Origin of the sequence: Vibrio breoganii (genome assembly GCF_001677275.1) — a bacterium.
Lineage (GTDB): Bacteria > Pseudomonadota > Gammaproteobacteria > Enterobacterales > Vibrionaceae > Vibrio > Vibrio breoganii.
The window spans coordinates 2,781,704-2,807,405 of record NZ_CP016177.1; the positions used below are offsets into that span (position 1 = coordinate 2,781,704).

19 protein-coding genes, 3 tRNA genes and 1 rRNA gene are annotated in these 25,702 nt (G+C 45.5%); 8 read left to right on the forward strand and 15 right to left on the reverse strand.

Going from position 1 to position 25,702, the window contains the following annotated elements; genetic code table 11:
- Positions 1 to 217: 217 nt before the first annotated feature.
- From A6E01_RS12940 to A6E01_RS12970, 7 genes are all read right to left on the reverse strand, one after another.
- Positions 218 to 293, reverse strand: a tRNA-Val gene (locus A6E01_RS12940).
- 64 nt (positions 294 to 357) lie between these two features.
- A tRNA-Lys gene (locus A6E01_RS12945) sits at positions 358 to 433 on the reverse strand.
- 2 nt (positions 434 to 435) lie between these two features.
- Positions 436 to 511: transfer RNA gene (locus A6E01_RS12950), tRNA-Glu, on the reverse strand.
- A gap of 130 nt (positions 512 to 641) precedes the next feature.
- A 16S ribosomal RNA gene (locus tag A6E01_RS12955) occupies positions 642 to 2,194 on the reverse strand.
- A gap of 501 nt (positions 2,195 to 2,695) precedes the next feature.
- A complete protein-coding gene (gene hemG / locus A6E01_RS12960; RefSeq protein WP_017029826.1) occupies positions 2,696 to 3,232 on the reverse strand; it encodes a menaquinone-dependent protoporphyrinogen IX dehydrogenase in 537 nt (178 codons plus the stop codon).
- Between the two features lie 11 nt (positions 3,233 to 3,243).
- Positions 3,244 to 4,701 (reverse strand): TrkH family potassium uptake protein, encoded by a 1,458-nt coding sequence (locus A6E01_RS12965; protein WP_017029825.1) that lies wholly within the window; start codon positions 4,699 to 4,701, stop codon positions 3,244 to 3,246.
- Positions 4,702 to 4,708: 7 nt separating this feature from the next.
- Positions 4,709 to 5,326 carry a YigZ family protein gene (locus tag A6E01_RS12970; RefSeq protein ID WP_017029824.1) on the reverse strand — a complete coding sequence of 206 codons (618 nt, stop codon included), beginning with the start codon at positions 5,324 to 5,326 and terminating at the stop codon, positions 4,709 to 4,711.
- 197 nt (positions 5,327 to 5,523) lie between these two features.
- Here A6E01_RS12970 and fadB point away from each other — a divergent pair, with 197 nt between their 5' ends.
- From fadB to acuI, 3 genes are all read left to right on the forward strand, one after another.
- Complete coding sequence (gene fadB, locus A6E01_RS12975) at positions 5,524 to 7,695, forward strand: fatty acid oxidation complex subunit alpha FadB (protein ID WP_065210325.1); 2,172 nt, start codon at positions 5,524 to 5,526, stop codon at positions 7,693 to 7,695.
- 20 nt (positions 7,696 to 7,715) lie between these two features.
- On the forward strand, positions 7,716 to 8,879 hold the full coding sequence (gene fadA / locus A6E01_RS12980; RefSeq protein ID WP_017029822.1) for an acetyl-CoA C-acyltransferase FadA: 1,164 nt from the start codon (positions 7,716 to 7,718) through the stop codon (positions 8,877 to 8,879).
- A gap of 177 nt (positions 8,880 to 9,056) precedes the next feature.
- Positions 9,057 to 10,040, forward strand: a complete 984-nt coding sequence (gene acuI, locus A6E01_RS12985; protein WP_017029821.1) for an acrylyl-CoA reductase (NADPH) — start codon at positions 9,057 to 9,059, stop codon at positions 10,038 to 10,040.
- A gap of 46 nt (positions 10,041 to 10,086) precedes the next feature.
- Here the strand turns inward: acuI and A6E01_RS12990 are convergent, their stop codons facing one another.
- On the reverse strand, positions 10,087 to 11,028 hold the full coding sequence (locus A6E01_RS12990; protein WP_017029820.1) for a LysR family transcriptional regulator: 942 nt from the start codon (positions 11,026 to 11,028) through the stop codon (positions 10,087 to 10,089).
- Between the two features lie 297 nt (positions 11,029 to 11,325).
- Here A6E01_RS12990 and tusA point away from each other — a divergent pair, with 297 nt between their 5' ends.
- Positions 11,326 to 11,574, forward strand: coding sequence for a sulfurtransferase TusA (gene tusA / locus A6E01_RS12995; RefSeq protein ID WP_017029819.1), 249 nt, complete (start codon positions 11,326 to 11,328; stop codon positions 11,572 to 11,574).
- Positions 11,575 to 11,584: 10 nt separating this feature from the next.
- Here tusA and A6E01_RS13000 read toward each other — a convergent pair whose 3' ends face one another.
- Positions 11,585 to 12,139 (reverse strand): TMEM165/GDT1 family protein, encoded by a 555-nt coding sequence (locus A6E01_RS13000; protein WP_017033081.1) that lies wholly within the window; start codon positions 12,137 to 12,139, stop codon positions 11,585 to 11,587.
- Between the two features lie 376 nt (positions 12,140 to 12,515).
- On the opposite strand from A6E01_RS13000, the gene glyQ reads away from it, so the two are divergent.
- The 3 genes from glyQ to A6E01_RS13015 all read left to right on the forward strand — a co-directional run bounded on the left by glyQ (position 12,516) and on the right by A6E01_RS13015 (position 16,900).
- Entirely contained in the window at positions 12,516 to 13,439 is a 924-nt protein-coding gene (gene glyQ / locus A6E01_RS13005) for a glycine--tRNA ligase subunit alpha (RefSeq protein WP_017029817.1), read from the forward strand.
- A 2-nt stretch (positions 13,440 to 13,441) separates the two neighbouring features.
- A complete protein-coding gene (gene glyS / locus A6E01_RS13010; protein ID WP_065210326.1) occupies positions 13,442 to 15,508 on the forward strand; it encodes a glycine--tRNA ligase subunit beta in 2,067 nt (688 codons plus the stop codon).
- Between the two features lie 129 nt (positions 15,509 to 15,637).
- A complete protein-coding gene (locus tag A6E01_RS13015) occupies positions 15,638 to 16,900 on the forward strand; it encodes a valine--pyruvate transaminase (protein ID WP_065210327.1) in 1,263 nt (420 codons plus the stop codon).
- 53 nt (positions 16,901 to 16,953) lie between these two features.
- Here A6E01_RS13015 and A6E01_RS13020 read toward each other — a convergent pair whose 3' ends face one another.
- Positions 16,954 to 17,310 (reverse strand): group I truncated hemoglobin, encoded by a 357-nt coding sequence (locus tag A6E01_RS13020; protein ID WP_065210328.1) that lies wholly within the window; start codon positions 17,308 to 17,310, stop codon positions 16,954 to 16,956.
- 15 nt (positions 17,311 to 17,325) lie between these two features.
- A complete protein-coding gene (locus tag A6E01_RS13025; RefSeq protein ID WP_065210329.1) occupies positions 17,326 to 17,847 on the reverse strand; it encodes a hypothetical protein in 522 nt (173 codons plus the stop codon).
- A gap of 137 nt (positions 17,848 to 17,984) precedes the next feature.
- Between A6E01_RS13025 and A6E01_RS13030 the strand changes: the two genes are divergently transcribed.
- Entirely contained in the window at positions 17,985 to 19,931 is a 1,947-nt protein-coding gene (locus tag A6E01_RS13030; RefSeq protein WP_065210330.1) for a winged helix-turn-helix domain-containing protein, read from the forward strand.
- A 71-nt stretch (positions 19,932 to 20,002) separates the two neighbouring features.
- Here A6E01_RS13030 and A6E01_RS13035 read toward each other — a convergent pair whose 3' ends face one another.
- From A6E01_RS13035 to dnaN, 4 genes are all read right to left on the reverse strand, one after another.
- Entirely contained in the window at positions 20,003 to 20,455 is a 453-nt protein-coding gene (locus A6E01_RS13035) for an Hsp20 family protein (RefSeq protein WP_017029811.1), read from the reverse strand.
- A gap of 353 nt (positions 20,456 to 20,808) precedes the next feature.
- Entirely contained in the window at positions 20,809 to 23,226 is a 2,418-nt protein-coding gene (gene gyrB / locus A6E01_RS13040; protein ID WP_017029810.1) for a DNA topoisomerase (ATP-hydrolyzing) subunit B, read from the reverse strand.
- Positions 23,227 to 23,499: 273 nt separating this feature from the next.
- Positions 23,500 to 24,582, reverse strand: a complete 1,083-nt coding sequence (gene recF / locus A6E01_RS13045; RefSeq protein WP_017029809.1) for a DNA replication/repair protein RecF — start codon at positions 24,580 to 24,582, stop codon at positions 23,500 to 23,502.
- Between the two features lie 4 nt (positions 24,583 to 24,586).
- The gene (gene dnaN, locus A6E01_RS13050; protein WP_017033074.1) at positions 24,587 to 25,687 is read right to left on the reverse strand and encodes a DNA polymerase III subunit beta; all 1,101 of its coding nucleotides are present in this window, start codon (positions 25,685 to 25,687) and stop codon (positions 24,587 to 24,589) included.
- Positions 25,688 to 25,702 lie beyond the last annotated feature (15 nt).

Below are 25,702 nucleotides of genomic sequence, written 5' to 3' on the forward strand. Positions count from 1 at the left end.
TGAATGCATCCTGGCAAGGATACATTCCCAAGAACACTTGAATGTGTGTTGGTACCTACATCCCTCTCTATTTAAAAAGAAGTACATAGGATTTGAGAACTTTTAAATTTGAACAACAATGAAATCACATTGTTGTTCGTCAGCTTTCCAAATTGTTAAAGAGCGAGATTCAAACAAATGAACCATTTTTAAACACACTCGAAAGAGCGCTTAAAGATGGTGGGCGATACCGGGCTCGAACCAGTGACCCCCTCCTTGTAAGGGAGGTGCTCTCCCAACTGAGCTAATCGCCCACATTGTTTGCTATTTGTGTTCACTATAAAGTGAATTCAAACAACTTCCTTTGTGGAAAGGAAATGGTGGGTCGTGCAGGATTCGAACCTGCGACCAATTGATTAAAAGTCAACTGCTCTACCAGCTGAGCTAACGACCCAATGGTATCCCGTAGGGGAGTCGAACCCCTGTTACCGCCGTGAAAGGGCGGTGTCCTAGGCCTCTAGACGAACGGGACACTAGATTTATCTTTACTCCGAAGAGCAAACATAAACTGTTGAAACACCTTGGGGGGTGTTTCAAAAATCTCTCTTTACTTTCTAAACCATATCAATCTGTGTGGACACTCATCGTGAGTAATCATCGTATAAGGAGGTGATCCAGCCCCAGGTTCCCCTAGGGCTACCTTGTTACGACTTCACCCCAGTCATGAACCACAAAGTGGTGAGCGTCCTCCCGAAGGTTAAACTACCCACTTCTTTTGCAGCCCACTCCCATGGTGTGACGGGCGGTGTGTACAAGGCCCGGGAACGTATTCACCGTGACATTCTGATTCACGATTACTAGCGATTCCGACTTCATGGAGTCGAGTTGCAGACTCCAATCCGGACTACGACGCACTTTTTGGGATTCGCTCACCATCGCTGGTTGGCCGCCCTCTGTATGCGCCATTGTAGCACGTGTGTAGCCCTACTCGTAAGGGCCATGATGACTTGACGTCGTCCCCACCTTCCTCCGGTTTATCACCGGCAGTCTCCCTGGAGTTCCCACCATTACGTGCTGGCAAACAAGGATAAGGGTTGCGCTCGTTGCGGGACTTAACCCAACATTTCACAACACGAGCTGACGACAGCCATGCAGCACCTGTCTCAGAGTTCCCGAAGGCACCAAGCTATCTCTAGCGAGTTCTCTGGATGTCAAGAGTAGGTAAGGTTCTTCGCGTTGCATCGAATTAAACCACATGCTCCACCGCTTGTGCGGGCCCCCGTCAATTCATTTGAGTTTTAATCTTGCGACCGTACTCCCCAGGCGGTCTACTTAACGCGTTAGCTCCGAAAGCCACGGCTCAAGGCCACAACCTCCAAGTAGACATCGTTTACGGCGTGGACTACCAGGGTATCTAATCCTGTTTGCTCCCCACGCTTTCGCATCTGAGTGTCAGTATCTGTCCAGGGGGCCGCCTTCGCCACTGGTATTCCTTCAGATCTCTACGCATTTCACCGCTACACCTGAAATTCTACCCCCCTCTACAGTACTCTAGCCTGCCAGTTTCAAATGCGGTTCCGAGGTTGAGCCCCGGGCTTTCACATCTGACTTAACAAACCACCTGCATGCGCTTTACGCCCAGTAATTCCGATTAACGCTCGCACCCTCCGTATTACCGCGGCTGCTGGCACGGAGTTAGCCGGTGCTTCTTCTGTCGCTAACGTCAAACGTTGAAGCTATTAACTCCAACGCCTTCCTCACGACTGAAAGTACTTTACAACCCGAAGGCCTTCTTCATACACGCGGCATGGCTGCATCAGGCTTGCGCCCATTGTGCAATATTCCCCACTGCTGCCTCCCGTAGGAGTCTGGACCGTGTCTCAGTTCCAGTGTGGCTGATCATCCTCTCAGACCAGCTAGGGATCGTCGCCTTGGTGAGCCATTACCTCACCAACTAGCTAATCCCACCTGGGCATATCCTGAAGCGAGAGGCCCGAAGGTCCCCCTCTTTGGTCCGTAGACGTTATGCGGTATTAGCCATCGTTTCCAATGGTTATCCCCCACATCAGGGCAATTTCCCAGGCATTACTCACCCGTCCGCCGCTCGACGCCCAACAAATCACCCGAAGGGTCAATGTTGTCGTTTCCGCTCGACTTGCATGTGTTAGGCCTGCCGCCAGCGTTCAATCTGAGCCATGATCAAACTCTTCAATTAAAGTTTTGTTGAAGCTTACGCTTCGGCTCAATGAATACTGACTTCAAAACTGTTCCTTACTCGAAAGTAAGAAGTAATTTTAAAGCTATTATCGTTCCAACAGAACGATAATGAATTGACTGTGCCAATGACTAAAAGTCATCGTTTTGGTCACTCAGTTCATTGATAAATCTTTTCGATTATCATCAACGAGTGCCCACACAGATTGATAGGTTTAAATTGTTAAAGAGCGTTGCTTTCGAGGCTTGCCTCTCAAGCGGACGGCCATTCTAGCGATTTGAATCTCAGTGTCAAACACTTTTTTGAATTTATTTTCGAAGAAAAGTTAAACTCAAATGATTCAGCTACTTAGCCTACTGAAACACTGCGAAGCGTTGTCGCCATTGCCGTGTCAGTGGGGCGCATTATAGAGAGCTGAGTCACATTGGCAAGCCTTTTTTAGCGTTTTTTTTGAATTTATTGTTGTTCGGCTAGTTTTGCATCACTAGAGGCTAAAAATGACTATTTTCTATCCATTTCTGCCACTTTTTGCGTGAATAAAGAGACCTTTTCCCAGTTGGTGTACTCGACCTCTTTACTTGTATCCGTTTCTCCACCCGTCATAGACATAATGAAGCGAATCATAAATTTGTCGAAGAAGTTATAGCGGGGATAACGTAGAGCTCCGGCAAAGACCCCTATTAGCTTAGGCTCCCACGGTGATTTCTTTAGGAAGGTTTTAATGTAGGCACTTCCCTCTGGAGTATCTTTACCTTGGTCTTCTTTTCTCGCTGTAAGGTTCACACAGAAGAAAGCGGCATTGACTTGCTCAAGTTGTACTAGGTGCTTTTGAATGAATTGGTACAGTTTCTTGTTCAAGTGCCCATAACGTATTGAAGCACCAATCACTACGCGGTCAAATTTAAGTAAATCCAGCGTATCTATAGAGGCTAGATCAAAAGACTCACATTCAAATCCTTCTAGTTCACTCTCTATATGAGCGGATATCTTACGAGTCTGTCCATCGCAAGTGGAATACAATAATGCTGCCTTTTTCAATGGTTCTTCCTTTAGCTTTTCCAAAATGCAGGAGTAAATAGGATCAATAGTGTGAAGACCTCGAGTCGGCCAAACAACATAGAGACCACCAAGACCCATTTTGCAGAGTCACTGATATCACCGTAATGCAGTGATACTTCACCTAGACCTGGGCCTAGGTTATTTAATGTTGATGCTACCGCTGAGAATGCGGTGAGTTCGTCCATACCGGTTGCGATCAGGGCCAGCATACAGATAACAAACACAAGCGCGTACGCTGAGAAGAAACCCCAGACCGCATCGATAACCCTTGATGACAGCGCTTTATTACCCAGCTTGATGGTAAATATGGCTCTAGGGTGAACAAGACGCTTGAGTTCACGAAACCCTTGTAATGTTAATAGCAGTACTCGTATTACCTTCATACCACCACCCGTCGAGCCAGCACAGCCCCCTATAAAAGAAGAGAAGAGCAAAAGCACAGGTAAGAACAATGGCCACTCGGCAAAACCCGTCGTCGTAAATCCAGCGGTTGTGGAGATAGACACACTTTGGAACAAGGCTTGGTCAAAGGCTTCATAGTAAGTGTCGTAACTATGATGGTTGAGTAGCACTAAGAAGCAAATCGCGAACAATATGACCTGAACTCCGATAAAGGCTCTAAACTCAGGGTCTCTTAAATAGTACTTGGGATGGACACCACCGGAGGCAAACGCCGCGAAGTGCAAAGAGTAGTTACACGCAGAGATAAGTAAGAAGACTACAGTGATCATATTCACTGCGTAGCTATCGAAGTAAGCCATACTCGCATCGTGGGTAGAGAAGCCACCAATAGCGATGGTAGAGAAACTGTGTCCGACCGCATCAAAGAAGGTCATGCCGGCCATCCAAAAGGCAATGGCACAGGCTACCGTCAAGCTAAGATAGATATACCAAAGCGCCTTAGCCGTTTCAGCAATCCTCGGCGTCATTTTACTGTCTTTAACTGGACCGGGAATTTCTGCGCGATAAAGCTGCATGCCACCGATACCTAAGACCGGCAATATAGCTACCGCTAACACGATGATCCCCATACCGCCAAACCACTGTAGAAACTGCCGATAAAAAAGCATTGCTTTGGGCAACTCATCTAACCCGACAAGCACAGTGGCACCAGTAGTGGTTAATGCAGAGAAGGACTCAAAGAAAGCATCGGCAACACTTACGGCGGCATTGTCGACAACAAGGAAAGGAAGCGAACCTGCGCTGCCGATAACGGTCCAAAACAAAACAACGATAAGAAAGCCATCACGTGCTTTTAAATCTCGCTTGTGATGCCGATTAGGGAACCAGCAGGCAAAGCCACATATCAACAAAATGACAAAGGTCACCACGAAGGGAACACCTGCACCATCGCGATAAATTAGAGCCACCCCTGCAGGTGCCAACATAGATACGCTAAACAGCGCAAGTAGCAGGCCTACTATTCGAATAATGGAACGAAACTGCATACTTGGGTTAGCTCATCCTTGAAACTAAGGCTTTCGCCCCTGTTTTATTAGTCATGGTTTGGATAAAGTCACTTTCATTGAGGACTTCAATCTCCACAATCAGTTTAGCCTTGATATCGTAGGAGGCTGAGATTTCCACTGCCTCATACTGCGCCATAATAGACTGAGTTAATGATATGAGAGAGTAATCAACCTCTACTATTAACTGAGTTGTGATTTTCTTTTCGATTGTCTCTAGTAGTTTAAGGGCTTGTTGAACCCCTCCACCGTAGGCTTTAACCAGCCCACCAGTGCCTAATCGAATACCACCATAGTAACGAGTCACTACTGCAGTGAGTTCGCCCACTCCCGAACCCGTCAGCTGAGCCAATATCGGCTTACCTGCAGTACCAGAGGGTTCGCCATCATCGCTGAAGCCCCATTTCATTGAATCCTCAGGACGACCAGCAACAAATGCCCAGCAATTGTGTCTCGCGTCATTATGTTTCGCCTTTATTTCATCTACAAATGCTTTGGCTTGTTCAATAGACGGAGTGTGAGCCAAGTAGGTAATAAACTGACTCTTCTTGATCTCTTCTTCAAAAATCGTCGATTTTGCGGGTATTAGATAAGGAGAGGCATTCATTAGAACTATGTTTTATTTAGGTAATCCTATGAGTTTATCACGAGAACGCATTTCGATTAATAGTGACCGAAGCAACACTTGTTAACAACTTGTTGAACAAATGTATTGAATTTTGCTTATTAACTCGTCAAACTTAACTGGTCTTACCACGATCTTTAGCTCGCCTTTAAGGCTGACCCGACTCATGGAGAACACGGATGATCTATCAAGCAGAGACCCTCACGGTCAAACAACATCAAGATGGCATAGCCGAAATATGCTTTAGTGGGGCGAACTCCGTCAATAAGCTCGACCTTAAAACACTAGAATCCCTTGATATTGGCATTAAGTCATTACAGCAACTTAAAGACCTCAAAGGTGTGATTGTTACCAGTGATAAAGAGGCCTTTATTGTTGGGGCTGACATTACAGAGTTTCTTGGACTTTTTGCTAAGCCAAAAGAAGAGCTAAGTCAGTGGCTACAGTTCGCCAACTCCATCTTTAATAATCTTGAAGACTTACCTGTTCCCACCATTTCGGTCATTAAAGGACACGCTCTTGGTGGAGGCTGTGAAGCCATTCTAGCGACAGATTTCCGCTTAGCCGATAAGACAGCCAACATTGGATTACCGGAAACCAAGCTAGGAATAATGCCCGGATTTGGTGGAACCGTTCGACTACCGCGCCTGATCGGTGCTGACAGTGCAATGGAAATCATTACCGCTGGCAGTTCAAAGCGAGCGGAGCAATTACTAAGAATAGGCTTAATCGATGCCATTGTAGATACAGACAAACTGTTTGATTCTGCTGTATCGCTTATTCAAGACGCCAATCGCGGTGCTATCGACTGGCAGGCTCGTCGCAAACAAAAAACCTCACCATTAGGTCTAGGCAAGCTAGAAGCCATGATGAGCTTTACCACAGCTAAAGGTCTCGTTGCTCAAAAGGCGGGCCCTCACTATCCCGCACCAATGATGGCCGTAAAAACCATTGAAAGTGCTGCTAGGTTTGCTCGCGATGAAGCTCTGACTATAGAAAGAGAAAACTTCATAACCCTGACTCAAACAGAGGTCGCAACTTCACTAGTAGGTTTATTCCTCAACGACCAATATATAAAAGGTCTAGCCAAGAAAGCCGCTAAAGCATCGAATAAACCTACCGAGCGAGCAGGCGTGCTTGGTGCAGGTATTATGGGTGGCGGTATCGCCTACCAATCCGCACTCAAGGGCGTTCCTGTACTAATGAAGGACATTGCACAGCCCTCTTTAGACCTAGGTTTAGATGAAGCCTCTAAATTGCTGAATAGTCGCCTACAACGAGGACGCATTAAGGCAGATAAAGTCGCTAAGGTTCTCACCTCTATTACACCTAGCCTTCACTACGCGGGTATTGAACAAGCTGATGTGATTATTGAAGCAGTAGTAGAAAACCCAAAAATCAAAGCAAGTGTTCTCGCTGAGGTAGAGCAATACGCCGACAAAGACGCTGTAATTACCTCTAACACCAGCACCATTCCTATCAATCTCTTGGCCAAATCATTAGAACGTCCAGAAAACTTCTGCGGTATGCACTTCTTTAACCCTGTGCATCGAATGCCTCTAGTGGAAATCATTCGTGGAGAGAAAACCTCTGATGAAACCATTAATCGCGTTGTGGCTTATGCCGCCAAAATGGGTAAATCACCTATCGTGGTCAATGACTGTCCAGGGTTCTTTGTAAACCGTGTTCTATTCCCGTATTTCAATGGGTTTAGCCAGTTAGTCAATGATGGTGCTGATTTTCAGCATGTCGATAAAGTGATGGAGCGTCAATTTGGCTGGCCAATGGGACCTGCCTATTTACTCGATGTTGTTGGACTCGATACCGCGCATCATGCTCAGCAAGTGATGGCCAGTGGATTCCCTGAGCGGATGGCAAAGCAAGGCACCGATGCCATTGATGTTCTATTTGAGCAACAACGTTATGGCCAAAAAAATGGTGCGGGTTTCTACGAATATCAGCCTGACAAAAAAGGTAAACCTAAGAAGTCTTTTAATCCAAAGGTTAGTGAGCACTTAGCTACGCTAAACGCACCAAATAAGCAATTCAGTGATGAAGAGGTACTTCATCGTATGATGATTCCTATGATCAACGAGGTGGTGTTGTGTCTTGAGGAAAACATTATTTCCTCGCCACAAGAAGCGGATATGGCCCTGGTATACGGCCTAGGGTTCCCACCATTTAGAGGGGGCGTATTCCGTTACCTAGACAGCTTAGGAATCAAAAATTACCTAGCGCTATGTGAGCAGTATCAATCACTAGGTCCACTGTATAAAGCACCACAACTGCTTCACTCAATGGCCGATTCTGGCGATAGCTTTTACGCAAACCAACAAGCCACCAGCGTGTAATCAATAAGAGGGATTAGAAAATGAAAAATGTCGTAATTGTTGATTGCATTCGTACTCCAATGGGACGCTCTAAGGGTGGTGCCTTCCGTCATGTTCGAGCTGAAGATCTGTCTGCTCATCTCATGAAGGGACTTTTGAAGAGAAACCCAGCGGTTAACCCTAGCGAAATTGAAGATATCTATTGGGGCTGTGTGCAACAAACTCTTGAACAAGGCTTCAATATTGCCAGAAATGCCTCTCTACTTGCGGGCCTTCCTATTGAAATCGGAGCAGTGACCGTAAATAGATTATGTGGTTCTTCCATGCAGGCACTGCACGATGCGAGTCGCTCTATCATGGTGGGTGACGCTGATATTTGCATCATTGGCGGTGTTGAGCATATGGGCCACGTTCCAATGAATCATGGCGTCGATTTCCATGATGGTTTGGGTAAGAGTGTCGCCAAAGCTTCGGGCATGATGGGACTGACTGCTGAAATGCTAGGTAAGCTACACGGCATACCAAGAGAGCAACAGGACGAGTTTGCCGCACGCTCACATGCGCGCGCTCATCAAGCCACCTTAAACGGTGCATTTAAGTCAGAGATCTATGCTACCGAAGCACACGCGGCGGATGGTTCGCTTATTTCTCTCGACTACGATGAAGTTATTCGTCCCGAAACCACGGTAGAAGGATTATCGCAACTAAGGCCTGTTTTTGACCCTGCAAACGGCACTGTGACTGCAGGATCATCATCAGCCTTGTCTGACGGTGCCTCAGCAATGCTGATAATGAGTGAGGAAAAAGCTAACGAGCTTGGCTTGACGATTCGAGCCAAGGTTAAATCAATGGCCATTGCCGGCTGCGATCCTGCCACAATGGGCTACGGTCCTGTTCCGGCAACCAAGAAAGCCCTAAAGCGTGCGGGGCTTACCATTGACGATATGGATGTGGTTGAACTTAATGAAGCCTTTGCAGCACAGGCCCTTCCGGTAGCCAAGGACCTTGGGCTGCTCGAAGTAATGGACGAAAAGGTGAATCTCAATGGTGGCGCCATTGCCCTTGGGCATCCACTGGGTTGTTCAGGTGCACGAATCTCCACAACATTGATTAATTTAATGGAGAGTAAGGATGCGAAATATGGTTTAGCAACCATGTGTATTGGTTTAGGCCAAGGTATCGCAACTGTATTTGAACGACCATAGCCCTCCCTCTGCATGCGGCTCTAACATTGGTTAGAGTCGCACTTCCACTCAGATCATAAATTAACCATAATTAATGCACAAAATGCATACTTAAAATGATAACAAATCATTTTTTTTATTGGTAAATAGTCTCTAAACTTATCAGCAATCAAGCACGTTAACCCTTTGGAGTTACTAATGTTTAAAGCACTTGTTCTAAACCAAGAAGACAAAAAAACCCTTGCTGCTATCGAGCAGGTTGATGAATCACTATTACCAGAAGGTGATGTAGAAATCGCAGTAGATTACTCATCTCTAAACTATAAAGATGGTCTAGCGATTACGGGTAAGGGCAAAATCATTCGTAACTTCCCTATGGTTCCAGGTATCGATCTCGTCGGTACAGTGACCACTTCTGATGACGCTCGCTACCAAGCTGGTGACAAAGTCGTACTTACTGGTTGGGGCGTAGGTGAAAACCATTGGGGTGGCATGTCAGAGAAAGCGCGCCTTAAAGGTGATTGGCTGGTACCGCTAGTAGACGGTTTATCTGGTCAGCAAGCAATGAGTATTGGTACTGCGGGTTTCACCGCAATGCTATGTGTACAAGCTATCGTTGATGGTGGTGTAAAACCTGAAGACGGTGAAATTTTAGTAACCGGCGCTAGCGGTGGTGTTGGTAGCGTAGCCGTAACCCTACTAAACCAACTAGGGTATTCAGTGGCAGCAGTAACTGGCCGTGCATCTCAAAATGGCGACCTGCTGAAAAGCCTAGGTGCTTCTCGCATCGTTGAGCGCTCTGAATTTGCAGAACCGGCGAAACCACTAGAACGTCAAGTATGGGCGGCAGCAGTAGATACTGTAGGTAGCAATATGCTGGCTAAAGTACTAGCACAGACTAACTACAACGGCGTTGTAGCAGCATGTGGTCTTGCAGGCGGATTCGATCTTCCGACCTCAGTGATGCCATTTATCTTGCGTAACGTGCGCTTGCAAGGTGTTGACTCTGTAATGTGCCCAAGAGAAAAACGCATTCAAGCTTGGGAGCGTTTAGTGGAACTGCTTCCTGCATCATACTTTGAGCAAGCCACTAAGCTCATTAATCTTGAAGATGCAATTCAAGCAGCCAATGACATCACTAATGGCCAAATCACTGGTCGTGTTGTGATTAAAGTAAGTTAGATTGCTGGGGGCAGCATTCTATAAGCCAGCGAAGAGATTCGCTGGCTTACTCTAAACCTAAATCCATCACTCGCTTCTCTATTAACCTTCCACATTCATTCTTTAGTATCCCTCGTAACCACTTTTGCGCCGGAGATGTATCGCATCTCGAATGCCAGATAAGAGAATAATCAAAGGGAATAAACTCAAATGGCAATGGCTTTATCACTAAGTCATGTCTTTCTGATACCAGATAAGCCAAATCGGCAGGAACGGTAATCACCAAAGGTAGGCGATCGACAATCGCTAGTGCTGCCTCTAAATGATACGCCCGCATGATCAGATTCATTGAGCCATGAGGCTTTAAACTCTCATCAATCAGAGATTTAACACCATCACTAATCGCTATCATGGCGTGAGGTAGTGTCAAAAAGTCATCAATGGTCAAAGGCTTATCCGCTAACGGATGATGCTTTGATAGTAAACAAGTAACGCCCACTTTACCGAGCACTTCTCTACGCAAAGGCACCATTTCTGAAACGGGTCGGCAGATAGCCATGTCCGCTCTTTCTGCAGTCAATTGATGATAGATGTTGTCATGCTGCAGTGGCTGAAAGTCCAAGGAGATATTTGGCGCTTCTTCATAGATCTTAGGTAGAGCAAACGGCAGTATGGTTTGCATTGCATAGTCAGTGGTCGCCACCACGAATCGTTGCGTGCACTGTGAGGGATCAAAGTCTGTGGGAGTGAGTAGATCCCTTATCGCTTCTAGCGGAAACTGAATCTGCTCATTTATCAATAATGCTTTTTCTGTGGCTATGAGGTTTTGTCCATTGCGAGTAAACAGTGGATCATTTAACAGCTCTCTTAGTCGTCCCAACACGCGACTCATCGCCGACTGGCTGAGATTAAGCCTAAGGGCTGCTCGACTCACACTTCCCTCTTCTACCAAAACCCTTAAGGCGATAAATAGATTAAGATCTCTGCGATAAATATCTTCTAGTTCCATGTAACCTCAAACACCAACAAAGCGTATTGTTTTATAGTACCAGTTAAGTGAATTCGTGTTTACAATTAACCAATTTGGGTAGGATACTGAATTTTAGACAAAAAAATCCCGCATCGGAGTGCGGGGAAGCCCAAGAAAAAGGGATAGTGTCGGAATATCTGCTCAACTCGACTGTTATCAAGTTGTTAAATACAAGTTAAATTAACAATACACCCTGAGCTGAAGATTGCCAAGTTGATATTGAATATTTTTTATACTCGAGTATGATCGCGGTCTCATTTTTTGGGAGAGGAAGCTATGTCGTTTAATCCAGAAGTTGCAAATCACATCCTAGAGGCAGAAGGTTTACGCTGCCCAGAGCCCGTTATGATGGTCAGAAAGACCATTCGTAATATGCAAGATGGCGAAGTATTGCTAGTTAAAGCAGACGACCCTTCTACGGTGCGCGATATTCCAAGCTTCTGTCGCTTCATGGATCATCAGCTAATCGCTGAAAAAACCGACGCAGCCCCATTTGAATACCTAATCAAAAAAGGGCTGGCTTAGTCTCGCCTCTCTAGTAAATGGCTGCGCTTACCGCAAGTATTGCAAATAGTGCGGCCGTTACCTTTCTGATCATTGCCAGTGGCAAGCGCTCTGCTGATAACTTCCCAATAATCACAACTGGCACATTCGCAAGTAACATCCCAATCGTTGTGCCCAGCACAACCATCATCAATGCATCCGAGTATTGCGCCCCTAAGATTGAGGTCGCAATCTGTGTCTTGTCTCCGATCTCAGCCACGAAAAAAGCAATAAAGCTGGCCACAAAGGGACCTTTGTTCGAAATAGACTCATCTTCATCTAGTTTGTCGGGAATAAGTACCCACAAAGCCATAGCGGCAAAGCTTGCTACAACAACCCACTTTAGAATCGCCGGGCTTAACAAATCAGAGACGAGTACGCCAAGCCAAGCTGCAACCGCATGGTTCGCTATAGTGGCAAAGAAAATGGCGGCAATGATAGGCAAAGGCTTGCGATAACGGCTTGCCAATAGAAGAGACAAAAGTTGGGTTTTATCACCGATCTCCGCTAAGGCAACAGTGGTGATAGAAATGGCTAGTACGCTCAAGGAATTCTCTCTTTAGGTGGGGATAACAAACAATAGACAAGTCTCACTCCCCACCTTGGTTCATGATTCTTATCTAAGGTCTTGCTAAACAAGTTGTCTCGAACGCCATGATGATTTTGCATCAATTATGTTGACGGACGAACCGGACAATTGATTGCCACGGTAAGCTACTCCCCAAAGATGCGGGGGATTTTAATCGCGCCGAAGGTCATAATCAAGTAGCAAATCCACCGCAAAGACTAGGATAAGCCCTTTCATTGCTGTTAAAGCCCGTTTGAACAAGGTATTGATGCTTTTTTCGCTACTCCAAAGGACAATTCATGGGTATAATTTGAAGTTATTTCATTTTCAGACAAAAGAATCGCGCGAAACGACTATGCAAAAATACGATATCAAAACCTTCCAGGGAATGATCCTCGCGCTGCAGGATTATTGGGCTCAAAACGGATGTACTATTGTTCAACCGTTAGATATGGAAGTAGGTGCTGGCACCTCTCACCCAATGACATGTCTGCGTGCACTTGGCCCAGAGCCAATGTCTACGGCATATGTTCAGCCATCTCGTCGTCCGACTGACGGACGCTATGGTGAGAACCCAAACCGCCTGCAGCACTACTATCAATTCCAGGTAGCTCTTAAGCCTTCTCCAGATAATATTCAGGAGTTGTACCTTGGCTCACTTGAAGTGCTTGGTATCGATCCATTAGTTCACGATATTCGTTTCGTAGAAGACAACTGGGAAAACCCAACATTGGGTGCCTGGGGTCTTGGCTGGGAAGTTTGGCTAAACGGCATGGAAGTGACTCAGTTTACGTACTTCCAGCAAGTGGGTGGCCTTGAGTGTAAGCCAGTAACCGGCGAAATTACTTACGGTATCGAACGTCTAGCGATGTACATCCAAGAAGTAGACTCTGTTTACGACCTAGTATGGAACGTTGCTCCTGACGGCTCTAACGTGACTTACGGTGATATCTTCCACCAAAACGAAGTAGAGCAATCGACTTACAACTTCGAACACGCTGATGTTGATTTCCTATTCACATTCTTCGACCAGTGTGAAAAAGAGTGTAAAGAACTCCTAGAGCTAGAGAAGCCATTACCGCTTCCTGCTTACGAGCGTATTCTAAAAGCTGGCCACGCATTCAACATTCTTGATGCTCGCAAAGCTATCTCTGTAACAGAGCGCCAACGCTACATCCTCCGCATCCGCAACCTAACAAAAGCTGTTGCAGAAGCATACTACGCATCGCGTGAAGCACTTGGCTTCCCTATGTGTAAAAAACAAGGTGAGGAGAAGTAATCATGGCAAAAGAATTTCTAATTGAACTGGGTACCGAAGAGCTACCACCAACGGCACTTCGTTCTCTAGCAGAAGCATTTGCTTCTAACTTTGAAGCGGGTCTTAAATCAGCTGAGCTTTCTCACGAAGGCATCAAGTGGTATGCAGCACCTCGTCGCCTTGCACTTAAAGTAACTGCACTGGCTGAAGGCCAAGCGGACAAAGTCGTTGAAAAACGTGGTCCTGCTATTTCTGTGGCCTTCGATGCTGAAGGTAACGCAACGAAAGCGGCACAAGGTTGGGCTCGTGGTAACGGTATTACTGTTGAGCAAGCTGACCGCCTGAAAACAGACAAAGGCGAGTGGCTTCTTTTCAAACAAGAAGTGGCTGGCAAACCTGTTCAAGAATTGGTGATGGACATTGCAGCGAAAGCACTAGCTGGCCTACCAATCCCTAAAGCAATGCGCTGGGGTAACTCAGACATTCAATTTATCCGTCCAGTGAAAACACTGACAGTACTGCTAGGTGATGAGCTTGTTGAAGGCGAAATCCTAGGCGTAGCATCTGCTCGTACTATCCGTGGCCACCGTTTCATGGGCGAACAAGAGTTCACAATCGATTCTGCTGACCAATACCCTGCGATCCTAGAAGAGCGCGGTAAAGTAATGGCCGATTACGAAGCACGTAAAGCCATCATCCTTGCTGATTCTCAAAAAGCGGCAGCAGCGGTTGGCGGTAAAGCTGACCTAGAAGATGACCTTGTTGAAGAAGTAACGTCTCTGGTTGAATGGCCAGTAGTATTGACAGCGAAGTTTGAAGAAGAATTCCTAAAAGTACCTTCTGAAGCTTTGGTTTACACCATGAAAGGTGACCAAAAGTACTTCCCTGTTTACGACGAAAACAAGAAGCTACTTCCTAACTTTATCTTCGTATCAAACATCGAGTCTAAAGAGCCTCGTCACGTTATCGAAGGTAACGAGAAAGTTGTACGTCCACGTCTTGCTGATGCTGAGTTCTTCTTCAACACAGACCGTAAGCGTCCGCTGATCGACCGTCTTGCTGAGCTAGACCAAGCTATCTTCCAGAAGCAGCTTGGTACTATCAAAGACAAAACAGACCGCATCACAGAACTTGCTGGCTACATCGCTGGGCAAATCGATGCTGACGTTGAGAAATCTAAGCGTGCAGGCCTACTGGCTAAATGTGACCTAATGACATCTATGGTATTCGAATTCACGGATACACAAGGTGTAATGGGTATGCACTACGCGACTCACGATGGTGAAGACGAGCAAGTTGCACTGGCGCTTTACGAGCAGTACATGCCTCGTTTCGCTGGTGACGATCTACCAAGCACTGGTATCTCTTCAGCAGTAGCAATGGCAGACAAGCTAGACACTATTGTTGGTATCTTCGGTATTGGCCAAGCACCAAAAGGTTCTGACCCATTTGCTCTACGTCGTGCATCACTAGGTGTGCTACGTATCATCGTTGAAAACGGCTACAACCTAGATCTAACCGATCTGATCGGTAAAGCGAAAGAGCTACTAGGCGACAAGCTAACCAACGACAATGTAGAAGCTGACGTTATCGACTTTATGCTAGGCCGTTTCCGCGCATGGTACCAAGATGCTGGTTTCAGCGTTGATATCATCCAAGCGGTACTCGCACGTCGTCCAACTAAGCCAGCTGACTTTGATCAACGTGTAAAAGCAGTTTCTCACTTCCGTGAACTTGAAGCAGCAGAGGCACTAGCGGCAGCCAACAAGCGTGTGGGTAATATCCTAGCGAAATTCGATGGCGAGCTAGCGGAAGAGATCGACCTTGCTCTTCTACAAGAAGATGCTGAGAAAGCACTAGCAGAAAACGTTGAAGTCATGGCTGAAGCGCTAGAGCCTGCATTTGCAACGGGTAATTACCAACAAGCCCTAAGCAAACTTGCTGATCTACGTGAGCCTGTTGATGCCTTCTTCGATAACGTTATGGTTATGGCCGATGACGAAGCATTGAAAAAGAACCGCTTAACGCTGCTGAATAAGCTGCGTAATCTGTTCTTGCAGATTGCTGATATTTCTCTTCTGCAGAAATAACCCATTTAAAGCCCAGCACTCGCTGGGCTTTTTCTTTGCAAATAATTATTCCAGCTATTGAGTAACCCCCTCCCTCTGAGCTAAGGTTTGTCTCTTTCCTATACTTTTAAGAAATAGTCAGGGCTTTGCATGTCTTCTTCGAAAATCTATTCAAAATTCGGCGAAAAATTTAATCGCAACTCAGGTATCACTCAGTTGATGGGTGACCTTAATGACGGCTTGCGTACACCTGGTGCCCTCATGCTCGGCGGTGGCAACCCTGCTGCTATTCCAGAGATGATGGACTACTTCTCAGAAGTCACCTCACAAATGCTAGCCAACGGCGAGCTTGTGTCTGCAATGGCCAACTATGATGGCCCTCAAGGCAAAGACACCTTTGTTAAAGGCTTAGCAAAGCTACTCAGAGATACCTATGGCTGGGACATCAGTGAAAAAAACATCTCGCTGACCAATGGTAGCCAAAGTGCGTTCTTCTACCTATTTAACCTGCTTGCAGGTAAGCAACCAGATGGCAGCCATAAAAAAATACTACTACCACTCGCACCTGAGTATATTGGTTACTGTGACTCTGGCATTGAAGACGACATCTTTGTCTCTTATAAGCCAGAAATTGAGTTGCTAGAAGATAGACAATTTAAGTATCACGTTGATTTCTCACAACTGAAAATTGATGAATCTGTCGCGGCCATTTGCGCATCTAGACCTACAAACCCAACCGGAAACCTATTGACCGATGAAGAGGTTTACAAGCTAGATGAGTTGGCACGTAAGCATAATATCCCTCTGATATTAGATAATGCTTATGGCACGCCATTTCCCAATATTGTGTTTGAAGAAGCTACGCCATTTTGGAACGACAACACCATATTGTGTATGAGTCTTTCCAAACTGGGTTTGCCCGGTTTACGCTGCGGAATTGTGATTGCCAATGAAGAAACCACACGAGCCTTAACCAACATCAATGGCATCATAGGATTAGCCCCAGGTAGTATAGGCCCTGCGGTGGCTCAACATATGATTGAGTCAAATGACCTACTGCGATTAAGCGATGATGTCATCAAGCCTTTCTATCAACAAAAATCCATAAGAGCGGTATCGCTTTTGCAATCAGCGATTGTTGACCCAAGATTTAGAATTCACAAACCTGAAGGGGCTATGTTCCTTTGGTTATGGTTTGACGAACTGCCGATTACCACAATGGAACTGTACAAGCGTCTGAAGGCTAGAGGTGTATTGATTGTTCCTGGAGAGTACTTCTTCTTTGGACAAGAAGACCTGTGGGATCACTCTCACCAATGTCTGAGAATGAACTACGTACAGAATGATGAGGATATGCAAAAGGGTATTCAAATCATTGCTGAGGAAGTCAAAAAGGCTTATCAAGGCGCATAATACGCCATATAAAAACGACGATAACCGATAAGCGTCATCGTCGTTTACTCTCCTCAAACCAATATGACATCAGAGCGCATGCTATAAAGAACAAAGAGCACTTCTTCTTGCTCTCTCTGCCCCACATTATTTTTATTCATGGCCTCAAGAGCGTCATCTAACACGGCTACAAATTCAACAGCAGAAATATTCATGCCTTTATGTACAGCAAGCATGTCTTTTCCCTTATACAGGTTAGGACCTCCAGTCCCCGTAATAAAGAACTCTGCCACCGACGTCTTTAATCGCGATAAGTCAGAATCAGCAAATCGAGTGCTGATCGCCTTATTGGCAAGGTGAAGGTCTACAATATCACTGGAGATTTGAGTAATAGACTCTGAGCCTCCCAATCTTTCATACAATGTCGACATAACTCTATTCCTTCATTATTTATTCTTGATGGGCACCATAATGTGAGCATAAGGTGTGTCCCTCCACATTACATAAGGCCCTCCATTAAAGGGGTCATCACTCACCCCTTTCAGAAGCTCTTTTGGCACAACAATCATTAGATGTGGCCCCTCTTTCACCCATACATCACCATTGTCAGGATCCGTAGCGGCTGGGTTGGAGTTACTCACATACGCATCACCCTGCATCATGTATGAAATGCCTATCCGGTCGGTTTCAAAGGGCTGACCGGTAGCTGCGGCCTTAAGTAATTTAGACCACACCGCATCGTTACACATCGGGTGCATATCTCCGGGCACAACAGGGATGCCTGGAACACAATGCCAATGAGGGTTCCCCTCACGCAGAACTGAGCCATCGGTATCAAGGATAGTCGCTTTTGAGCTAAGGTCGCTATGTGCGGCACTTTCTGCACGCTGAACCTTTTCCTCTGCAGCACTACTCGTAAAACCAATCAAATAACTTCCTAGCACTAGGCCTATTAGCAATTTACTCATAGGAATTCCTTACGTTTCATCTATGTAAGACACTTACAAGGATAAAACTTGATAGCGACTATAATTATGAGGATTTAATGAGATTTGCATGAAGTAGCGTGAATAAGAAACCCGACAACCTCACCTAGGCATTGACTATGGACACAGCTGTCATTGAAAAGACTCGATCCAGAGAGCTAGAGTTTTTGGCTCAAAGTATGCAGTTCTATGGCCCTGATGTGATTGGCTTATATGGCATTGCTGGTGTGGGCAAAAGCACGCTTCTTAATCAATTCGCGACTCTCTACCCTAGCCGCTGCTTTAAAATCAATTGCCAACAAATAGAACCAACACCAAGAGCCTTCTTGCAATGTCTTCAGCAGATAACCATGAGTGATGAAGCAAGCTTAAGCTCTATTTCTGCGGCTCTCGATGCGGCAACAATGCCAACCCCGCCTGTGTTACTGCTCGATCAATTTGAGTCCATAAACTTAATCGAATCTTGGCTAAGACAAGAATGCATGCCGGCTCTTTTAGGAAGGATAAGGCTCATATTTTGCGGTCGATTACTGCCTGCCAACCAGTGGATAATAAACCCAAGCGCTGAGCTAAACTACCTCAGCTTAAAGCTAGAGTGCTTATCCTTTAACGATTCTATTCGCTTCCTACAAGCTCAGGGGCATTCAGTCAGTGTCGCATTGGGAATCAACCAATTTGCTAATGGTCACCCCCTTGCGTTGAGGTTGGCTAGTAACGCGGTCTTGGAACGACCTCAACGCCAGTTGAGCGAACAACCTCCCAATAACATTATTCATTCATTGGTGCGTTTTTTTATTGAAGACATTCACGACCCTGAGTTACAGCAGGCATTACTTGCCTGCTCGGTGATCAGACGAATGACTGAGCCTTTACTCAAGGCCATGCTGCTTTGTACTCACTCACAAGCCAATAAGCTGTATGAGGATTTAGCACAGATCGATTTTGTAGAGGTCAATGAAGATGGCTTGAATTTGCATGAGGTACTGAAAAAGACATTAAGCTCGGATCTGAAGTCCCGCTCACCACAACAATTTAGTGTTTTTCGCCAAAGAGCGAGCCAGCAGATTCGTACCGAGCTAGAGAGTGCAAGTCTGGGTCAGATGTGGCGCTACACGGCCGACATTATCTATCTGGTAGAAAACAGTGTCATTCGTAACGCCTTCTTTCCTCCCAACGATCAGCGCGAATATAGCATTGAGCCCGCTTGTGAAGCCGATAAGCCGTCTGTGATGGCTATCATTACAAATCATGAGCCACAACAGGCAATATCCATCTACGAACATTGGTGGCAAAAACATATTAATGCCTTTCATTGTGTTAAGGATACACAAGGAAAAATAGCAGGATTCTACTGCTTACTGAAAACGACAGAAATACTGACCCACCAGCTAGATGAAGACCCTATAACCAAAGCCTGGGTTACCCACTTAAACGAGACTGAAGCGCCAGACGGCAATAATGCAGAGCACATTTTTATTCGTCGTTGGCTATCCCTAGATAAAGGAGAATCATTAAGTGGCGTACAAGCCGCATGCTGGCTCGACATAAAACGAATCTATCTGGAAATGAGGCCTCAACTTAAACGCGTCTATCTCACTCTGCAAGATCTCCAGCCCTATGCCCCTGCGGCGCTTGAGCTAGGTTTTCAAGTTCTTGATATAGAAGTCGATATTGACGGTATCCCCTATTACTCAGCCATGCTAGACATGGGAGAAGAATCCGTGAATGGCTGGGTATCTAAGCGACTGCTTCATGAACTCAGCTGTCAGGAGTCCATCATCGCCCGCCCATCATGGTTTGATGTTGATGCAAGGCAGATCCGAACGAGCCACTCGCAAATCGACCTGACACCACTGGAGTTTAATACCTTGTCTCTATTAATCTCACATCAGGAAGAGGTGGTATCACGCAAGCTGTTGCTCAAAGAGGTGTGGGGGATTGAGCATAATGGTTCAAGTAATGTGGTAGATACCATTATACGTTCATTAAGAAGGAAGCTGGGTAGTAACTCAACGCACATTCAATCTGTAAGAGGTACGGGATACCGGTTTAATGTTGATGCGTAAGCAATAAAAAAGAGCGCCTTAGGCGCTCTCTCACTACTTTATTATGTTGCTAGTTACTTTTCTATTACTAACTACTTTGCCGAGTCAGTGTTGCTCTCGATAAGATTGCTGCCATTGATTGCAATTTTACGTGGTTTCATCGCTTCTGGAATTTCACGCTCTAAATCAACGTGCAGTAAGCCATTTTCCATCGTTGCACCAATCACTTTCACATAATCAGCTAACTGGAATTTACGTTCAAAATCACGCTCAGCGATACCTTGGTAAACATAGGTTTTACCTTCTTCGGCTTTACGCTCACCACGTACAATAAGTACGTTTTCTTTTTGAGTAATATCCATTTGGTCATCAGAAAAACCTGCTACCGCCATTGTAATGCGATACTTATTTTCATCTTGCTGTTCAATGTTGTACGGAGGGTAACCGCCAGAAGTATTCTTCGCGTTTGATGTTTCCATCATGTTGAAAAGACGGTCAAAACCAATAGCGTTACGGTATAAAGGAGTGAAATCTACAGTTCTCATATAACTATCCTAATCTTTAGCAATAGCCTTAACTCAGAGTGGCGAGTTAAGGGTGTTGTTTCCATTCCATCTAGGACATGGGTTCAACAGGTTTAAGTTGTGTGCTTTTCTCTGTCCTTCCTCTCATGAGCGAAGCGAGTTAAGCGGTTCAGAAGACCCATCAGGCATCCTCTTCACAACTAGATATAGGGATGAGCAAAATCTGTTTCAAGGGATTATTTTGAAATTTTTTAGCAACTATTTATTTTTCAGATAGTTAGAAAAGAAAAAAGCACCACCAAAACGGTAGTGCTTTTCTTTAGTTCTGTGTGCTCTAAGATTCTGAACTTTCGTCAGAATGACGGCAACCGTTACTAAACGTCTAGGTTAGCTACTTTCAGTGCGTTATCTTCGATAAAGCGACGACGAGGCTCTACGTGATCACCCATTAGAGTAGTGAACAACTGGTCTGCGCCCACTGCATCTTCGATAGTCACCTGCATCATGCGACGAGTATCCGGGTCCATAGTGGTTTCCCAAAGCTGATCTGGGTTCATCTCACCTAGACCTTTGTAACGCTGTAGTGAAAGACCACGACGAGACTCTTTGGTTAGCCACTCTAGTGCTTCTCGGAAGGTGGTTACTTGCGCGGTACGCTCACCACGTTTCACATAAGCATCTTCTTCTAGCAGGCCTTCTAGCGCCTCAGAAAGAGTCGCTAGCTTGTTGTATTCTTTCGTCGCAAGTAGCTCTAGGCTAACCACATACTCGTAGTGAACACCGTGAGTACGAACAACAACCTTAGGCAAAGAAACATTCAGCTCTTGGTGTTTTTCAACTTCTAAGCTGTATTGGCTAGCGCCTACTTCTTTTGCATTAAGTTGAGCCACTAAACGCTCACCCCAAGCCGTTACTGTCGCTTCATTTTGACACTCTTCAGCAGTAAGACGAGGTACATAAATGAACTCTTCCACTAGCGCTTTTGGCAATTGACGAGCCATACGTTCAACGAGCTTAGTCGCTTGGTTAAACTGAGTCACTAGAGCCTCTAGAGGCTCACCCGAAAGAGCGGGTGCTTCAGGGTTCACATACAGTGCAGCGTTATCAAGAGCCAGCGCCGTTTGGTACTGAGTCATTGCATCTTCATCTTTAATGTACTGCTCTTGCTTACCCTTCTTCACTTTGTAAAGTGGTGGCTGAGCGATGTAGATGTAACCACGCTCAATCAGCTCAGGCATTTGACGGTAGAAGAACGTCAGCAGTAGAGTACGGATGTGCGAGCCATCGACATCGGCATCGGTCATGATGATGATGTTGTGGTAACGCAATTTGTCCGGGTTGTATTCATCGCGACCGATACCACAACCTAGTGCTGTGATAAGAGTGGCAACTTCTTGAGAAGAAAGCATTTTATCAAAACGTGCTTTCTCAACGTTTAGGATTTTACCTTTAAGTGGCAAAATTGCTTGGTTCTTACGGTTACGCCCCTGCTTGGCTGATCCGCCAGCAGAGTCCCCTTCCACTATGTATAGTTCAGAAAGAGCAGGATCTTTTTCCTGACAATCGGCAAGTTTACCCGGAAGACCCGCTAAATCTAGTGCACCTTTACGACGTGTCATTTCACGTGCTTTACGCGCTGCATCACGCGCACGTGCTGCATCGATAATTTTGCTACAAACTATCTTAGCTTCACCTGGGTTCTCCATTAAGAACTCAGAAAGCTTCTCACCCATCGCAGTTTCTACTGCTGATTTAACTTCAGAAGAAACCAATTTGTCTTTTGTTTGGCTCGAGAACTTAGGGTCAGGTACTTTAACAGAAACGATGGCCGTCAAACCTTCACGCGCATCATCACCTGAAGTGGCGGTTTTCGCTTTCTTAGAGAAACCTTCTTTATCCATAAAGCTGTTCAGTGTACGCGTTAACGCAGCACGGAAACCGGCTAAGTGAGTACCACCATCACGCTGAGGGATATTGTTGGTGAAACAGTAGATATTCTCTTGGTAGCCATCATTCCACTGCATCGCTACTTCAACTGAGATACCGTCTTCACGCTCAGAATCAAAGTGGAATACTTTTTGGATGATAGGCGTTTTGTTCGTGTTTAGGTAATCAACGAACGCTTGTGTACCACCTTCATACATGAAGTGATCAAACTTATCTTCTTCACGTTCATCCATTAACTTGATTGATACGCCAGAGTTCAGGAATGAAAGCTCACGTAAACGCTTCGCTAGAATATCGTAATGGAATTCGATATTGGTGAACGTATCTTCACTTGGCCAGAAACGAATCTCTGTACCTGTTTTATCTGTTGTACCAACTGCAGCAAGCGGTGCTTCAGGTTCACCATGATGGTAAGTCTGCTTATAAATTTCACCCGCGCGTTGAATGGTCAGAGTGACTTGCTTAGACAGTGCGTTTACAACTGAAACACCTACACCATGAAGACCACCCGATACCTTGTATGAGTTGTCATCAAATTTACCACCCGCGTGCAATACGGTCATGATAACTTCGGCTGCAGAGACTTTTTCTTCTTCGTGCATTTCCGTAGGAATACCACGACCGTCATCGCTTACAGAGACAGAGTTATCTTCATGGATAGTTACGATAATGTCGTTACAGTGACCTGCTAACGCTTCATCAATAGAGTTATCCACTACCTCGAATACCATATGATGAAGACCTGTTCCGTCGTCTGTGTCACCTATGTACATACCTGGACGCTTACGAACCGCATCTAGGCCTTTTAGTACTTTAATACTCGATGAATCGTAATTTTCTGCCATGAGTTACTCTCTATTTGGGTCTATGTATCATCCATGTTACGGCCAAACCAAAGTGACGCTTTGGTGAGCTCGCAAATACCGATAATAGCCATCTATATTGAATATGTTCTACTACGCTAGGAATCTAAAATCTCTAGCTGTTAAAGTAGCATAGTAAGACCTAAACCTAGTATTTGAGGGGCTTTCATCCCTCATTGGTTTAAATCTCGATTTTTCGTCAAATTTGTCTAATTTGCTCAGCTACAACAAAGGGGTCGATGCATAATCTAACCCTTATTCTACTAGCTCTATTTTGCCACGTTCCACATGAAACATCTTGCTATTTTCGCTGTTCATTTCAGCAATTTGGCTTTTTGTAATAGAGCTTACAAATACTTGTGCTCCAGTTTCCTTTAAGCAGTCCGCTAAGCGTGCTCTTCGTTGACTATCAAGCTCTGATGCAAAGTCATCGATGAGATATATGCACTGTTTTTCAGTCAACTTTGTTAGGTGTTGGCCTTGGGCAACTCGCAATGCACATACCAATAGTTTTAGTTGTCCTCGAGACAGGATATCTTCTACTGGTGTGCCGTTGACCCTAATTTTTAGGTCAGCCTTATTTGGTCCACTAAAAGTATAGCCAAGGTGCTGATCTCTCTCGAAATTTCTTTCCAATAATTCGGCATAATCCGCTCCTTTCTCCCAACCTTGGTAAAAAGAGATAGAAACATCAAACTCTGAGAGAAAATCCTTACACAGTGGCTCGGCCACTTCTTTCAATTGCGCCACATACTGAGCACGCCAAGTGGAGATCATTTCCGCCAGCTTTGCCAGTTCCTGATCCCAGTAACTCAGCTCTCGATAACTGCGGGCAGTTTTGAGTAAGGCGTTGCGCTGCTTGTTGAGGCGCTTTATTCGCCCCCACACCTCATAAAACTGAGGTTCACAGTGAAAGACGCCCCAATCAATAAAAGCGCGGCGGTGCTTAGGTCCATCGGTAAGTAAATCAAAGCCTTCGGGGTGAATCAGCTGCAAAGGTAACACCTTAGCAAGCTCAGCCAGCTTTTGGCCTGTTTCACCAGAGATCTTCACCTCTGTACTGCCATCACGACGCTTGTTGATACCAATAGGAAGTTCAAATTGCTGTGGGTTCTGTAATCTGCCATGAACAAACAAGTCACTGCAGTCGTGCTGAATAATACGACCGGTAATCGAGCTCTTGAATGAGCGACCATGTCCAAGTAGGTAGATGGCTTCTAGCAAGCTGGTTTTACCGCTGCCGTTAGCCCCTATAAGAAAATTAAAGCCTGGCGATGGGCTAACATCGCAGGCTTCAATATTTCGGAACTGTTTAATAACAAGACGAGTAAGAGGCATACCGTTATAGACGGATCGGCATTACCACGTATTGAGCGCTTGAGTCTTCAGCGTTCTCAATCAAGGCACTCGCATTCGCATCAGACATAGAAAGGGAAACCTTCTCACAGCGTACTGCGTTTAATACATCCAATACATAGCTAACGTTGAAGCCAATCTCTAGATCATCACCTTGATAATCAACATCAACCACCTCTTGTGCTTCTTCTTGCTCAGGGTTGTTGGCTGTGATCTGCATAGTGCCACTAGAAAGGTTTACTCGCACACCACGGAATTTCTCATTGGAAAGAATAGCGGCGCGAGAGAATGCCTGACGTAGGTCTTCACAATCCGCAATCACAGTCTTAGTGGTGTTTTGTGGCATGACTCGGCGGTAATCAGGAAAACGTCCATCGACTAGCTTAGAGGTGAACACAAAGTTAGCGACACTTGCTCGAATGTTTGAAGAACCAATCAACAAGGTGACAGACTCGTCCGGCTGGTCAAGGATCTTCATCAGCTCAAGAACCCCCTTACGAGGGATAATCACTTGCTGCTGAGGGTGACTGTCAGAGAGCGTTGTTTCAGAAACCGCCATACGGTGGCCATCGGTGGCCACAGAGCGCAACGTACTGCCATCGATATCAAACAACATACCATTAAGGTAGTAGCGCACATCTTGGTTAGCCATAGAGAATTGTGTCTTCTCTATTAGTGCTCTTAGGTTACCTTGAGTCAAAGTCAGCTCTGTATCAGACTGCCAATCTTCAATGTTTGGAAAATCTATCGCAGGTAGCGTCGCTAAAGAAAAGCGGCTTCGACCTGAACGAACGACCACGCGCTCTGCATCAAGTGAAAGGGTAATATCCGCATTATCAGGAAGACCACGACAAATATCGAAGAACTTACGTGAAGGAACGGTAATGCTTCCTGGCTCAAAGTCATTCTCTAACTGAACCTGACTGATCAGCTCAACCTCAAGGTCTGTAGCCGTCATAGATAAGAAGCCGTTTTCAACCTTGAGTAATACATTGCCCAAAATAGGTAAAGCAGGGCGACCTGCTAGCGCACCAGAAACCTGTTGCAGGGGCTTGATCAGAAGCTGACGATTAATAGTGAATTTCATTCTATTAATTACCTA